A 12,777-nucleotide genomic window follows, 5' to 3' on the forward strand; every position below is an offset into this window, starting at 1 on the left:
ACTTTCGGCTATGCTGCGTAATTGTAAGATTAGTTCTTACATTGTGCACGTCAAACTCTCAGGATCTCAATAGCGGTCCCGTCATGAGGACGGGAGCCACGCGTTTACTCATTAAGGATAACCATGAACGAAATCACTGTGTCACGCCTCGGCTGCATCGTCCTGTCCCTGTTTCCGGCCCTGTGGGGGCTGTTCAGCCTGTTGAACAATACGGCGGATTTCGCCGGCACCGCGCGCAATGCGGTGGGGCCATTGCTTGCCATGCAGGATACCTATCAAACGCCGGGGCTGATGTGGCGCGCGATCGGCGCCGACTGGGCCTGCATGTTGGGGTTGGCTGTCATCACCACGCTGGAAACGCTGGCCGGCCTATTCGCGGCGGCGGGCGTGGTGCTGATGATCGGGCGATTTAAAGGCCCTTACGCCGCCTTCGCCAAGGGCAAAATCTGGGCGATGCTGGGGGCGATTTGCGCGATCGCGGTGTGGGGCGTCGGCTTTATGGTGGTCGCCGGCGACTGGTTTATGGCCTGGCAGGCCAAGCAGGATCCGCTGGCGGTGCAGCTGGGGGCGCTGATCTACCTGGCGCCCAATGCGTTTGCCTTGCTGTTCCTGATGCTACAGCGGGAGCCGCGCTAAACGAAGGCGGAGCGGGGCGCGGTTACAGCGCCTTGCTCATATACCAGATGCCTATCGAGCCCTGGGCGCTGGTGTAGCAGGTCTCGCCACAAATGCTCAATCCCTGGCGCTGATAAAAGCGTTGGGCGCCGGTGTTGCGTTGCAGTACCTCCAGCCACAGCGTCTTCTGCCGGCGCTCGATGGCCCGCTGCTGCACCTGTTCGAACAGCCGCTGGCCATAGCCGTTGCCGGCATGGCCCGGCAGGAAATAGATTTTCTGCAGCTCTGCGCCGCGGGTTTGCGTTGGCGCCAGCAAGCTGTCGACGTTGAGCCGCGCATAGCCGACCAGGGCGTCATCCTCATAGGCCAACAGCCAGCACACGTCGGGATCGCGCAGCGTCCGTTCCAGCGCGGAGACGGCAAAATCCTCGGCCAGAAAGGCCTCCAGCTCGTGCGGGTAGCGCCACAGCTCACCGAAGTGCGCGCGATAGGTGCGGATGCCGATATCGCGCACCTGGGTTAAATCTTCCAGCAATGCCTGACGGACGGTGAACATCAGTGCCCCTTTGAGTAAGAAAAGTTACAGCCGTTGTTCCAGATGCCGGTGGGGTACCATCGCCTGATGCAAAATGGCAAGAACGGTGATGCCGGCAGGGCGGCTGCGGTAGTAGATCCTATGGCTGGCGTAAGGAAAACTGCGTATCTCTTCGCCCAGATCGTGAAAGTGGGCTTTACCCGCTTCCGGCATGTCCGCCAGATGATGCATGATCTCTCTCAACTGCTCAAGATAGCGGCGAGATTGCGTTTGGCCCCAGTGCTCGACGGTGAAATGGCGAATAGCCAGCAGATCTTGTTGGGCTTGCGGGGTGAGGCGAAACGCGGGCATATCAGTCGGTTTCATCGGTGAGCAGACGGTTGAAGAAGGCATCACCGTCTACCGCCTTACCGGCGTCTTCCTCGGCGGTAGCCTGCGCGATTTTTTGCTGCAGCGCGCGTAGTTTGAGATCTTCCAGCGCCTGGTAGTCTTCTACCGACATGACGACGGCGACCGGTTTGCCGTTGCGATTGATTTGCACCGGTTCGCGCTGCGCCTTGAGCAGCAAATCGCCGAATTGGGTTTTGGCCTCGTTCGCGCTGAGTGCGTACATTTAATCGCTCCAGTTAATTAAATCGTTCGATTTAACCATTATACGGTGCGATGAAAAAAGCACCAATGTTATTCCGGCGGGCAGGTTTCGTTGGACAGATGCCGCGGCGTTTCGCGGCGAAAACCCAGGCCGATGATGCGGCCGAACAGGCGCGGCAGCCAGCGGCTGTTGCCGACGCGGGCGATCAGGCGCGAACCGCCCGCCGCGCGGCGTTCGCCCGGCTTGCGCTGGCTCATTTTGATCTGCAAAAACTGGATGGCCCGGGTGGGGAATTCGCGCCGGCGCTGCACGCTCAGCAGATGCTTCAGCTGCAGCCGATGCTGGCGCAGCGGTGGGATCAGGGCGTTGGCGGCGGCCACCGCGTCCTGAATCGCCAGGTTGACGCCCACGCCGCCGATCGGCGACATGGCGTGCGCGGCGTCGCCGATGCACAGCACTCCCGGTTTGGCCCAGCGATCCAGACGATCGATGCGGATGCTCAGCAGCTTCACCTGATCCCACTCGACGATCTCCTGCAGGCGATCGTCCTGGAATGGCGCCACTTCGGCGAGGTGCAGCAAAAATTTCTCCAGACCGCTGCGGCGGATCGCGTCGAAGCTACCTTTATCGATCGAGTAGCCGCACTGCCAGTAGTCGCCGCGATCGATCATGATGAAGTTCTGCTTCGGCCCGGTATGGCCCATCGACCAGGCCGGATCGCCCGGCTGCTTGCTGAGTTTCATCCACAAGACGTCGCGCGGGGCGCCGAAGGAGCGGCTGCTGAGCGCCGCCTGCTCGCGCACCACCGAGTTGCGGCCGTCGGTGCCGATCACCAGCTGGCTGCGTACGCGGATCGGGCCTTCCGGCGTGTCGGCCAGCACGCCGCATACCTGGCTGCGGTCGTAGAGCAGCTTATGAACCTGCGTCGAGGTGAGCAGCCTGAAATGGGGGAACGCGGCGGCCTGCTGCGCCAAAAAGTTGAGGAACTCCCACTGCGGCATAAAGGCGATAAATTTGCAGCGCGTCGGCAGGCGAGTGAAATCCGCCAGCTTAATGTCGCGCCCGGCGACTTCGGCGTGCAGGGATTCGGCGCGCTGGTGTGGCAGCGCCAGCAGTTCGTCGAGCAGGCCCAGCTGGTGCATGACTTCCAGCGTCGACGGGTGAATGGTGTCACCGCGAAAATCGCGCAGGAAGTCGGCGTGCTTCTCCAGCACCGTCACGTCGATCCCCGCCCGCGCTAGCAGATAGCCGAGCATCAGCCCGGCGGGGCCGCCCCCCACGATGCAGCAGGTGGTGGCGTAAGGTGTGATCGGTGATGACGACATGGCGGTTGACCCTGGAGAGCGGCCCGCATCCCGCGAGCCGCAAGTGAATGTTTAGTGTTGATAATGATTATCAATATCAAGTTTGGCTGTCAACCCGCGGCGCAGTGTGGTCAAAGGGGACGGACAGATGGCCGACGCGGAACAGCTGGCCGTTGTGCGGCTGCGCCTGCGGCGGTTCACGCCATAAATCCAGCCGCACTAACCGCCACTTGGCGGGCTGCGTGCATCGCGAGCATAAGGATTCTCCGCAAAGACGTTGACCGGGAGAGCGTGACACGCCATCTTTATCAGTAAAATCGGTATTATTTTTATCGATGGTTCAGAAAATCAGGATGGTCAGCATGAGGCGAATAACGTTCGATCTCGAGGATTTGCGCAGCTTCGTCACCGGCGTCGAGCTGGGCAGCTTCGCCAAGGCGGCTGAACGGCTGGGGCGTTCGACGTCGGCGGTCAGCGCTCACCTGAAAAAGCTGGAACAGCAGGTCGGCGCGCCGATCCTGCGCAAGGCCGGGCGCGGCATGGTGATGACCGAGGCGGGGGAAACGCTGCTCGGTTACGCGCGCCGCCTGCTGGAGCTCAATGACGAAGCCGCCGCCGCGGTGCGCGGGTTGGATTTGCAGGGCACGGTGCGGCTGGGGCTGCAGGAGGATTTCGGCGAGACGTTTCTGCCGCAGGTATTGGGCAGCTTCGCGCGCGCCAATCCGAAAGTGCGCATCGAGGCGCGCATCGCGCGCAATGCCGAGCTGATCGACTGGGTGCTGAAAGGTCAACTGGATCTGTCGCTGGCGTGGGATGGCGGTTTGAGCACGCCGTTTCATCTGGCGCTGGGGCAGCGGCAACTGCACTGGATCGCCTCGCCCGGCTTCGCGCTGGCGCCCTGGCGAGAAGGGGACGAGCCGTTGCCGTTGGTGATGTTTGACGCGCCTTGCCTGATGCGCAGCGCGGCGACGCAGGCGCTGGATCGCGCCAGCATACCCTGGCGCATCGCCTTTACCAGCCGCAGCCTGAACGGCGTGTGGGCGGCGGTGAGCGCCGGATTGGGCGTCACGGTGCGCACGGCGGCGGGTTTGCCGCCTGGCCTGGCGCCGCTGGCCCCCGATCTGCTGCCCGCTCTCGGCCAGCTCGGCGTGGTGCTGCACCGCGCCGAGGATCAGCCTTCGGCCGCCGTGCAGCGGCTGGCGCAGATCGTGGTCGAGCGGATCGAAACTTAATCTTGGGCGATCGGCTGCTTGCCGCTCAGCTGGCCCCATTCGCTCCAGGCGCCGTCATACAGCTTGACCTGCGGCGCGCCGAGCGACAGCAGGCCGAACGCCAGCACCGCCGCCGTCACGCCGGAGCCGCAGCTGGTGATGATCGGGCCGTTGATATCCACCCCCTTGTCGTTGAAGGTTTGGCGCAGCGCCTCCAGCGATTTGAAGCGGCCGTTTTCCAGCAGCTCGCCGTACGGAATGTTGATGCTGCCGGGAATATGGCCGCGGTGCAGGCCGGGGCGCGGTTCCGGCGCTTCGGCATAAAAGCGCGGCGCGGCGCGCGCGTCGAGAATTTGCACCGGCGTGCCTAACGCCTGCTCCACTTGCCGCATATCCACCACCGCGTCGGCGTTGAACCGGGCGTTGAACGTCTGCGGGGCAGGCTGCGCCGGGCCGGTTGCCAGCGCCTGGCCCTGCGCGGTCCAGCCGTTCAGCCCTTCGTCCAGCACGTAAACGCGCTCGGCGCCGAAATTGCGGAAAGTCCACCAGCCGCGCGGCGCGGAGAACTGGTTGCCCTCGTCGTAAATCACCAGGGTATCGCGTTCGCTGATGCCCAATTGGCCCGCCGCCGCGGCGAATTCCGCCGCCGTCGGCAGCATATGCGGCAGCGCGGTGCTTTTGTCCGCCACCTCGTCGATATCGAAATAGACCGCGCCGGGGATATGGCCGCGTTCGAACTCGGCAAGCATATCTTTCTTCGGCGTCAGCCCCACCGGCGACATCCGGACGTCGATCACCACCAGATTTTCATCGTTGATATGTTGCGCAAGCCATTGAGGGGTCACCAGAAACGGAGAATTCATCGTATTGTTCGCCTGTTTTGAAACGGATTTTCACTATACACCAGGCCGTGCCGGGATGGAGTATGATGTTCAGGCAACGGTATGGGCGGGAGACGGAAAACATGACGGATCGGGCGTTTGGCGGGGCCAAGATCGCGCTGCTGTGCGACGGCCGCCTGCTGGTTTACCAACGGGACGACAAGCCGGGCATTCCGTGGCCCGGGATGTGGGATCTGCCCGGCGGCGGGCGGGAAAACGGCGAGACGCCGCTGCAGTGCGTGCTGCGGGAAACGCAGGAAGAGTTCGGGGTGTTGCTCGCCGAACGCCAGGTTGTCTGGCAGCGGCGTTACGACGGTATTCAGCCCGGCTACCCGCCGACTTGGTTTATGGCCGGGGTGATCACCCCGGCGCAGATCGCCGCCATTCGCTTTGGCGATGAAGGGCAGCGCTGGCGAATGATGCCGGTAGAGCAGTTTATTCATCACCCGCAGGGCATCGGTCATCTGCGCCGCCGGGTGGCGGAGTATTGGCTTCAGTCCGCCTGAGGTTGCAGCACGCCGCTCGGCATCAGTGCCTGGATGGTGGCGCCGACCCGCTGCACCGCCTGTTCGATCTCCGCCGTCAGCCTCGGCGCATAGTTGATGCGCAGGCAGTTGCGGTATTTGCCGGCGGCGGAAAAGATGCTGCCGACGGCGATCTGCACGCCCTGCTGCTCGAGATGGCGGTTCAGCCGCAGGGTGTCGAACGCCTCGTCCAGTTCGATCCACAGCATAAAGCCGCCGCGCGGCCGGCTGACGCGGGTGCCGGCCGGGAAGTGTTTCAGGATAAGGTCGGTCATGCGATCGCGGTTCTGCTGGTAGCGGGCGCGCATGCGCCGCAGGTGCTGCAGATAGTGCCCGCCGCGGATGAATTCGGCGATCGCCAGCTGCGGCTGGGTGGCGGTGGCGCCGGAGCCGATGAACTTCATGTGCAGCACCCGTTCCAGGTAGCGGCCGGGTGCGATCCAGCCCACCCGCAGCCCCGGCGCCAGCGTTTTGGAAAACGAGCTGCACAGCAGCACGCGGCCGTCTTCGTCGAACGACTTGATGGTGCGCGGCCGCGGGTAGTGATAGGCGATGTCGCCGTAGACGTCGTCCTCGATGATCGCCGCGTCGTGGCGCTGCGCCAGCGTCAGCAACCGCTGTTTGTGGGCGTCGGGCATGATGTAGCCCAGCGGATTGTTGCAGTTGGGCGTCAGCAGAATCGCTTTGATCGGCCACTGTTCCAGCGCCATCTCCAGCGCCGCCAGGCTGACGCCGGTGAGCGGATCGGTGGGGATTTCCAGCGCCTTGATGCCCAAGCCCTTCAGCGTCTGCATGGTGCCGTGGAAGCAGGGCGAATCGACCGCCACGATGTCGCCGGGTTGGCAAACGGCGCGCAGCCCGGCGGAGATCGCTTCCTGGCAGCCGGTGGTGATCAGCAACTGATCGGGGCCGATTTGGCAGCCGGAATCCAGCAGCAGGCGGGCGACCTGCTCGCGCAGCGCGGCCACGCCCTGAATGCTGTCGTAATACAGGCTGCGCAGATCGCCGTGGCGGGCGGCGTTGCGCAGGGCGACGATCAGCGGTTTCATCGTCGGCTCGGCGATATCCGGCATGCCGCGCCCCAGCTGGATCAGGCCCTCGCGCGGCCGGCTGCGCACCAGCTCCAGCACCTGCTCCCATTGCGAAATGTCCACCGGCCGCTGCACCGGCGCCGTCATGGCGGGCAGCTCGGCCTGCGCGCGCCGCGTATGCACGAAGTAGCCCGACTTCGGCCGCGCCTCCACCAGGCGCTGTTCCTCGAGCAGCCGGTAGGCTTGCTGCACCGTGCTGATGCTGACGCCGTGCTCCTGGCTCAGCGCGCGCACCGAAGGTAGGCGATGGCCGGCGGGATACAGCCCTTGCTGAATGCGTTGGCTGAGAATGGCGGCCAGAGTGGCGTAGCGTGTCATACAGAGGCCTCTTATCGGGATGCAGGATTAAAAAACCGGTACAGATGCTTTCAAAGTAAACCATTCAGCGGTTTTTTTGGCGCAGCTGTATGAAAAAAATAGCGCCAGCGTGAATCTGTATTGTTTTTCTCCCGGCGAGCATGATGACTGCAACGCAAAAACAGCAGGGAGAATAACAACATGGCACTGTTTGATGGCATGACGACGTGGCGACGGGTAGGCTGGTCACGCTGGCGTTGGTATTTGTTGCGCCGCAGTACGCGCAGAGAGTTACTGCTGCTGAACGACAGGCAATTGGCGGATATCGGCCTGACGCGGGCGGATGCGCAGCGCGAAGGCGATAAACCGTTCTGGAGAGGGTAAGGAAAGCGAATGCTGAAATTATTGGGCAAAGCCTCATCGATCAACGTGCGCAAGGTATTGTGGACCTGCCAGGAGCTGGGGTTGCCGCTGGCGCGGGAGGACTGGGGCAGCGGCTTTCGCTCCACGCAGGAGCCGACGTTTCTGGCGCTGAATCCCAACGGCCTGGTGCCGGTGCTGATCGACGGCGAGCGGGTGCTGTGGGAGTCGAACACCATCTGCCGCTACCTGGCCGGACGGGAAGGGCGCCGCGATCTGCTGCCGCAGGAACCCGGCGCGCGCGCGGCGGTGGAGATGTGGATGGACTGGCAGGCCACCGATCTGAACGGCGCCTGGCGCTATGTGTTCATGTCGCGGGTGCGCGGGCATGCGGATTATCAGGATGCCGCCAGCCTGGCCGCCGCCGAGCGTGAGTGGAATCGGCTGATGGGGCTGCTGGACAAGCATTTGGCGCAGCACGGCCCTTATGCCGCCGGCGCGGCCTTCACGCTGGCGGACGTGGTGCTGGGGCTGTCGCTGAATCGCTGGCAGATGACGCCGTTCGAGCGGCCGAATTATGCGGCGCTGGCGGCCTATCAGCAGCGCCTGCTGCAACGCCCTGGCTACGTGCAGCATGGCGCCAACGGTTTACCTTGATATGAAATAAACAGTTCATTTTACCTCGTCCGGATATGGCAAGCCGTATCCGGGCTTTCCCCGTTGCATCATCCCGTCAATGTTTCATGAACGGCATCACGAATGTGAACTTTATTTTCCTTTTTTCTTGTTGTTGAAATTTAAATTCCATATAAACCTGTTATCAGCCGGCGCGTTTCATTGAGCAGCGCCTGGTTCTATGCAGGATTTCGATCACGGGAGAAAATGATGAAACAGGTACGCGTTGGGTTAATCGGCACCGGCTATATCGGGCGTTGTCACGCCATCGCCTATGCGCAGGCCGCCACGGTCTTTCCTCTGAAAGGGGAGCTGGTGCTGGAGATGCTGGCGGAAGTGACGCCCGAGCTGGCGGCGCAGCGCGCAACCGAGTTCGGCTTTGCGCGCTCGACCGGCGATTGGCGGCAGCTGGTGGCCGATCCGGCGATCGACGTGGTGGACATCTGCGCGCCCAACTTCTTGCACAAAGAGATGGCGCTGGAAGCGATCCGCCACGGCAAGCACGTGTATTCGGAAAAGCCGCTGGCGCTGGACGCCGCCGACGCGGCGGAGATGGTGCAGGCCGCCCGCGCCAAGGGCGTGAAAACGCTGGTCGGTTTCAACTACATGAAGAACCCGACCAGCCAGCTGGCGCGCGAGATCATCGCCAACGGCGAAATCGGCGAAGTGGTGCATTTTTACGGCACCCACAATGAGGATTATCTGGCCGACCCGCGCACGCCGCTCGACTGGCACTGCCGCCGCGCCAGCGCCGGGCTGGGCGCGCTGGGGGATCTGGCGGCGCACATCGTCAACATGGCGCACTACCTGGTGGGCGACATCGTGGCGGTCTGTGGCGATATGCAAACGGTGATCAAACAGCGCCCGGATCCGCAAGACCCGGCGCGCCTGCTGCCGGTGGAAAACGAAGATCAGGCCGGCGCGCTGCTGCGCTTCGCCGGCGGGGCGATGGGCACTATCGAAACCTCGCGCATTGCCTGCGGGCGCAAGATGGGGCTGACCTATGTGGTCACCGGCACCAAGGGCACGCTGAGCTATACCCAGGAGCGGATGGCGGAGCTGAAGCTGTATCGGCACGATGAGCCGGCGGAGCGGCAAGGGTTCAAAACGCTGTTGGTAGGGCCGAAGCACCCGGACTACGCGGCGTTCTGCATCAGCGCCGGGCACGGCATCGGCTTTAACGATCAGAAGACGGTGGAGATCCGCGATCTGGTCAACGGCATCGCCGCGGGCGATCGCATGTGGCCGGACTTTGAAGAAGGCTGGAAGGTGTCTTGCGTGCTGGATGCGATAGCCGCCTCCGCCGAGCAGCGGCGCTGGCTGGAGATCAACCGCGATTGAAAATGAAATGGCGCTCTCCCGTGGGCAGCGCCATTAATTTGTTGTGTTGCTAGCTTAATATCTTATTAAGCTAGTTGCATAATAAGTTGCTTGCCTGGCAACTTAGAACGAGAAGCATGAACAGCCGAACGCGCCCCAGAAGGCGTTTTCATCCGACACCGGGATGCTGGAGCGGCGCGCGATGTCATGCTGGTGCGCGTGTACGCCGCACGGGCCGCAGCATTGGTGCGCCTGGCTCAGCACGCCGACTTTGGCCGCCGCCGACGGCGGCGCGGAACGGTAGTGGCCCGGCACCTGGGTGACCGGCGACCACTCCGGCAGCACCGGCAGCGGCGGCGGCGCCAGCGGCGAGAAGCTGCCGGCGGCGTAGACCACCTTGCCGTCCACCACCGTCATTACCGACTCAATGCCTTTGATCTGCTCTTCCGGCACGCTGAAATAGTCCTGCGACAGCACCGCCACATCCGCCAGTTGGCCGACCTTGATCTGGCCTTTCTTGCCTTGCTCGGTGGAGAACCAGGCGCTGCCTTGCGTCCACAGCATCAGCGCCGTTTCGCGATCCAGCCGGGCGCTGTCGTCGTACATCGCCATGCCGCCGACGGTGCGGCCGGAGACCAGCCAGTACAGCGCCGTCCACGGGTTGTAGCTGGCGACGCGGGTGGCGTCGGTGCCCAGCCCGACCGGCAGCTCGGCCGCCAGCATTTTCGCCACCGGCGGCGTATGTTTGGTGGCTGCGATGCCGTAGCGGTCAGCGAAATATTCGCCCTGGAATGCCATGCGGTGCTGCACCGCAATACCGCCGCCCAATGCCTTGACCCGTTCGATATTGCGTTCGGTAATGGTTTCGGCGTGGTCGAACAGCCAGTGCAGCCCGTTGAACGGAATGTCGCGGTTCACCTTCTCGAACACGTCCAGCATGCGGCTGATGGATTCGTCATAGGTGGCGTGCAGGCGGAACGGCCAGCGGTGCTCGACCAGATGGCGCACCACCCGCTCCAGCTCGTCCTCGGTGCCCGGCGGCAGATCCGGGCGCGGCTGCAGGAAGTCTTCGAAGTCGGCGGCGGAGAACACCAGCATCTCGCCGGCGCCGTTGTGGCGATAAAAGTCGGTGCCCTGGCCCGGCTTGAGCATGTCGGTCCACAGCTCGAAGTCTTCCAGCTCCTGCTTCGGCCGCTGGGTGAACAGGTTATAGGCGATGCGAATGGTCAGCTGCTTTTTCTCGTGCAGCTCGGCGATCACCTGATAATCCTCCGGGTAGTTCTGGAAGCCGCCGCCGGCGTCGATGGCGCTGGTGAGGCCCAGACGGTTCAGCTCGCGCATAAACTGGCGGGTGGAGTTGACCTGCTGCTCCAGCGGCAGCTTCGGCCCTTTCGCCAGCGTGGCGTACAGGATCATGGCGTTGGGCTTGGCGATCAGCATGCCGGTCGGGTTGCCGTTGGCGTCGCGCTGGATCTCGCCGCCCGGCGGGTTCGGCGTGTCTTTGGTGTAGCCGACCACCTTCAGCGCCGCGCGGTTGAGCAGCGCGCGATCGTAGAGGTGCAGAATGAACACCGGCGTGTCCGGCGCCGCCTGGTTGATTTCGTCGAGCGTCGGCATGCGGCGCTCGGCGAACTGGAATTCGGTCCAACCGCCGACCACCCGCACCCATTGCGGGCACGGTGTGCGCAGCGCCTGTTCTTTCAACATGCGCAGCGCGTCGGCCAGCGAAGGCACGCCTTCCCAGCGCAGCTCCAGGTTATAGTTCAGGCCGCCGCGGATCAGGTGCAGGTGCGAGTCGTTCAGGCCCGGAATGGCGGTGTGGCCGTGCAGGTCGATCACCTGGGTTTCCGGCCCGGCGTGCTGCATGACTTCGCTTTCGCTGCCGACCGCCAGAAATTTGCCGTCGCGGATGGCGACCGCCTGTGCGGTGGGATTTTGGCGATCGACAGTGTGAAACTTGCCGTTGGTGATGATCAATGAAGCGTGGTGGTTCATAACATTCTCCCGGCGAACCGCCTAGCGGCGGGTCAGCCATTGATGAAAAACGCGGGTCACGATAGGCATCCACAGGTACACCACCAGGGCGACCACGGTGGCGTCATTGAGAAAATGGCCGAGCAGCGTGCCGTTCAGCTGCGGCAGCGCCAGCCCCCAAAACCAGGGCACCAGATTGGTGGAAGGGAAGATCACCAGCAGGGTGATGATGAACTGCTTCCACTGGGGCGGCTGGCGCACGCCGGGGCTGGGCGGGGTAAACCAGAACTCCGCGCCGGGGCGGATCTCGATATGGTCGCTCTCCAGCAACAGCGGGGTGACTTCTTCGATGTATTGCTTGCGCAGCGGCGAGTGGATCCAGCGGTACAGATTGTCGAGGTTGTCGAAGCGGACCAGCACCGTATAGGCCTGCTCGTCGCCGGAAGGGCGAATCACGTTGACGCCCAAATGGCCGGTGAAGCCCGCGGCGTCGGGCATGATGCGGTTCAGCCAGGCCTCATAGGCCTGCTCGTTCCCCGGCGCCAAACGGTGGGTGATCACCAGCGTGACATGCTGCGGATGGGCCATAAAACCGACTCCTGAAAATACCCCGGCGCGGAGCCGGGGCAAGGGGAATTATTTCAGCGTGCGGGCCGGTGCGTGGTGCACCATGGTGTAAGCGTAGTCGACGCCCATGCCGTACGCGCCGCTGTGTTCGCGCACCAGCGCCATCACCGCGTCGTAGGTGTCTTTGCGCGCCCAGTCGCGCTGGTACTCCAGCAGCACCTGCTGCCAGGTCACCGGCACGGCGCCGGCCTGCACCATGCGATCGATCGAACGCTCGTGCGCATCGACGGAGGTGCCGCCGGAGGTGTCGGTCACCACATACACTTCATAGCCGGCTTCCAGCGCCATCAGCGCCGGGAAGGTCAGGCACACTTCGGTCCACAGCGCGGAGATCACCAGCTTTTTGCGGCCGGTGGCTTCCACGGCTTTAACGAAGGCCGCGTCTTCCCAGGAGTTCATCGAGGTGCGTTCAATCGGGGTGATTTCCGGGTGTACCGCCAGCAGTTCCGGCCAGATATAGCCGCTGAAGCTTTCGGTTTCTACCGAGGTGAAAAGGGTTGGCACGTTGAAAATCTTGCCCGCCTTCGCCAAACCAACAACGTTGTTTTTCAGTTGCTGACGATCAATATTAGCCACGCCGAAGGCCATTTGCGGTTGATGGTCGATAAAAATCAGTGCGGAGTTGTCTTTATCAAGCAGTTGAAACTTGGACATAATTTACCTTCCCAGTGATATTTCGGTTGAACATCTGATGAGTGTAACGCCGATAAAACGCATGGTAGGCAGAGGGCGATTTCAAAGATACCGCAGAATTTTTGCCGACTTGTTGAG

At 62.9% G+C, this 12,777-nt stretch carries 15 protein-coding genes and 1 pseudogene; 6 read left to right on the forward strand and 10 right to left on the reverse strand.

What is annotated here, in order from left to right; genetic code table 11:
* The first annotated feature begins 123 nt into the window (after positions 1–123).
* Positions 124–636 (forward strand): DUF2165 family protein, encoded by a 513-nt coding sequence (locus tag SSARUM2_RS06990; protein WP_033653439.1) that lies wholly within the window; start codon positions 124–126, stop codon positions 634–636.
* 22 nt (positions 637–658) lie between these two features.
* On the opposite strand, the gene SSARUM2_RS06995 is transcribed toward SSARUM2_RS06990, so the two are convergent.
* The 5 genes and pseudogenes from SSARUM2_RS06995 to SSARUM2_RS07015 all read right to left on the reverse strand — a co-directional run.
* Positions 659–1,171, reverse strand: coding sequence for a GNAT family N-acetyltransferase (locus SSARUM2_RS06995; protein ID WP_043146939.1), 513 nt, complete (start codon positions 1,169–1,171; stop codon positions 659–661).
* A gap of 24 nt (positions 1,172–1,195) precedes the next feature.
* The gene (locus tag SSARUM2_RS07000) at positions 1,196–1,501 is read right to left on the reverse strand and encodes a type II toxin-antitoxin system RelE/ParE family toxin (RefSeq protein WP_033637605.1); all 306 of its coding nucleotides are present in this window, start codon (positions 1,499–1,501) and stop codon (positions 1,196–1,198) included.
* 1 nt (position 1,502) lies between these two features.
* The gene (locus SSARUM2_RS07005) at positions 1,503–1,763 is read right to left on the reverse strand and encodes a type II toxin-antitoxin system Phd/YefM family antitoxin (RefSeq protein WP_033637606.1); all 261 of its coding nucleotides are present in this window, start codon (positions 1,761–1,763) and stop codon (positions 1,503–1,505) included.
* A 68-nt stretch (positions 1,764–1,831) separates the two neighbouring features.
* Positions 1,832–3,067, reverse strand: a complete 1,236-nt coding sequence (locus SSARUM2_RS07010; RefSeq protein WP_033653437.1) for an FAD-dependent oxidoreductase — start codon at positions 3,065–3,067, stop codon at positions 1,832–1,834.
* A gap of 76 nt (positions 3,068–3,143) precedes the next feature.
* Positions 3,144–3,284, reverse strand: a pseudogene (locus SSARUM2_RS07015) (DUF4865 domain-containing protein); the annotation flags it as partial.
* Between the two features lie 124 nt (positions 3,285–3,408).
* On the opposite strand from SSARUM2_RS07015, the gene SSARUM2_RS07020 reads away from it, so the two are divergent.
* Positions 3,409–4,278: a LysR substrate-binding domain-containing protein gene (locus SSARUM2_RS07020; RefSeq protein ID WP_033653436.1), complete on the forward strand. Its 870-nt coding sequence runs from the start codon at positions 3,409–3,411 to the stop codon at positions 4,276–4,278.
* Here the strand turns inward: SSARUM2_RS07020 and sseA are convergent.
* A complete protein-coding gene (gene sseA, locus SSARUM2_RS07025) occupies positions 4,275–5,120 on the reverse strand; it encodes a 3-mercaptopyruvate sulfurtransferase (protein ID WP_033653435.1) in 846 nt (281 codons plus the stop codon). The two genes, SSARUM2_RS07020 and sseA, sit on opposite strands and share 4 nt — an antisense overlap.
* Positions 5,121–5,221: 101 nt before the next feature.
* On the opposite strand from sseA, the gene SSARUM2_RS07030 reads away from it, so the two are divergent.
* Complete coding sequence (locus SSARUM2_RS07030) at positions 5,222–5,644, forward strand: NUDIX hydrolase (protein ID WP_033646950.1); 423 nt, start codon at positions 5,222–5,224, stop codon at positions 5,642–5,644.
* Here the strand turns inward: SSARUM2_RS07030 and SSARUM2_RS07035 are convergent.
* Positions 5,632–7,071: a PLP-dependent aminotransferase family protein gene (locus tag SSARUM2_RS07035; RefSeq protein WP_060438957.1), complete on the reverse strand. Its 1,440-nt coding sequence runs from the start codon at positions 7,069–7,071 to the stop codon at positions 5,632–5,634. The two genes, SSARUM2_RS07030 and SSARUM2_RS07035, sit on opposite strands and share 13 nt — an antisense overlap.
* A gap of 180 nt (positions 7,072–7,251) precedes the next feature.
* Between SSARUM2_RS07035 and SSARUM2_RS07040 the strand changes: the two genes are divergently transcribed.
* From SSARUM2_RS07040 to SSARUM2_RS07050, 3 genes are all read left to right on the forward strand, one after another.
* Positions 7,252–7,434 (forward strand): DUF1127 domain-containing protein, encoded by a 183-nt coding sequence (locus SSARUM2_RS07040; RefSeq protein ID WP_060438956.1) that lies wholly within the window; start codon positions 7,252–7,254, stop codon positions 7,432–7,434.
* Between the two features lie 9 nt (positions 7,435–7,443).
* Entirely contained in the window at positions 7,444–8,067 is a 624-nt protein-coding gene (locus tag SSARUM2_RS07045) for a glutathione S-transferase family protein (RefSeq protein ID WP_060438955.1), read from the forward strand.
* Between the two features lie 228 nt (positions 8,068–8,295).
* Positions 8,296–9,426, forward strand: a complete 1,131-nt coding sequence (locus tag SSARUM2_RS07050) for a Gfo/Idh/MocA family oxidoreductase (protein WP_041034068.1) — start codon at positions 8,296–8,298, stop codon at positions 9,424–9,426.
* Positions 9,427–9,528: 102 nt separating this feature from the next.
* Here SSARUM2_RS07050 and SSARUM2_RS07055 read toward each other — a convergent pair whose 3' ends face one another.
* From SSARUM2_RS07055 to SSARUM2_RS07065, 3 genes are read right to left on the reverse strand one after another with little or no spacing between them, the layout of a single operon-like run.
* Positions 9,529–11,400: an amidohydrolase gene (locus SSARUM2_RS07055; protein ID WP_060438954.1), complete on the reverse strand. Its 1,872-nt coding sequence runs from the start codon at positions 11,398–11,400 to the stop codon at positions 9,529–9,531.
* A gap of 21 nt (positions 11,401–11,421) precedes the next feature.
* Positions 11,422–11,967, reverse strand: a complete 546-nt coding sequence (locus tag SSARUM2_RS07060; RefSeq protein ID WP_033637617.1) for an antibiotic biosynthesis monooxygenase — start codon at positions 11,965–11,967, stop codon at positions 11,422–11,424.
* Between the two features lie 48 nt (positions 11,968–12,015).
* Complete coding sequence (locus SSARUM2_RS07065; protein WP_033637618.1) at positions 12,016–12,660, reverse strand: hydrolase; 645 nt, start codon at positions 12,658–12,660, stop codon at positions 12,016–12,018.
* Positions 12,661–12,777: the final 117 nt, after the last annotated feature.

This window comes from Serratia sp. K-E0102 (assembly GCF_029962625.1).
In the GTDB taxonomy this organism is placed as follows: Bacteria; Pseudomonadota; Gammaproteobacteria; order Enterobacterales; family Enterobacteriaceae; genus Serratia; species Serratia sarumanii.

Bases quoted from the DNA above. Each gene is read 5' to 3' on its own strand.
- SSARUM2_RS06990 (WP_033653439.1), top strand. From the start codon at position 124: ATGAACGAAATCACTGTGTCACGCCTCGGCTGCATCGTCCTGTCCCTG.
- SSARUM2_RS06995 (WP_043146939.1), bottom strand. From the start codon at position 1,171: ATGTTCACCGTCCGTCAGGCATTGCTGGAAGATTTAACCCAGGTGCGC.
- SSARUM2_RS07000 (WP_033637605.1), bottom strand. From the start codon at position 1,501: ATGCCCGCGTTTCGCCTCACCCCGCAAGCCCAACAAGATCTGCTGGCT.
- SSARUM2_RS07005 (WP_033637606.1), bottom strand. From the start codon at position 1,763: ATGTACGCACTCAGCGCGAACGAGGCCAAAACCCAATTCGGCGATTTG.
- SSARUM2_RS07010 (WP_033653437.1), bottom strand. From the start codon at position 3,067: ATGTCGTCATCACCGATCACACCTTACGCCACCACCTGCTGCATCGTG.
- SSARUM2_RS07020 (WP_033653436.1), top strand. From the start codon at position 3,409: ATGAGGCGAATAACGTTCGATCTCGAGGATTTGCGCAGCTTCGTCACC.
- sseA (WP_033653435.1), bottom strand. From the start codon at position 5,120: ATGAATTCTCCGTTTCTGGTGACCCCTCAATGGCTTGCGCAACATATC.
- SSARUM2_RS07030 (WP_033646950.1), top strand. From the start codon at position 5,222: ATGACGGATCGGGCGTTTGGCGGGGCCAAGATCGCGCTGCTGTGCGAC.
- SSARUM2_RS07035 (WP_060438957.1), bottom strand. From the start codon at position 7,071: ATGACACGCTACGCCACTCTGGCCGCCATTCTCAGCCAACGCATTCAG.
- SSARUM2_RS07040 (WP_060438956.1), top strand. From the start codon at position 7,252: ATGGCACTGTTTGATGGCATGACGACGTGGCGACGGGTAGGCTGGTCA.
- SSARUM2_RS07045 (WP_060438955.1), top strand. From the start codon at position 7,444: ATGCTGAAATTATTGGGCAAAGCCTCATCGATCAACGTGCGCAAGGTA.
- SSARUM2_RS07050 (WP_041034068.1), top strand. From the start codon at position 8,296: ATGAAACAGGTACGCGTTGGGTTAATCGGCACCGGCTATATCGGGCGT.
- SSARUM2_RS07055 (WP_060438954.1), bottom strand. From the start codon at position 11,400: ATGAACCACCACGCTTCATTGATCATCACCAACGGCAAGTTTCACACT.
- SSARUM2_RS07060 (WP_033637617.1), bottom strand. From the start codon at position 11,967: ATGGCCCATCCGCAGCATGTCACGCTGGTGATCACCCACCGTTTGGCG.
- SSARUM2_RS07065 (WP_033637618.1), bottom strand. From the start codon at position 12,660: ATGTCCAAGTTTCAACTGCTTGATAAAGACAACTCCGCACTGATTTTT.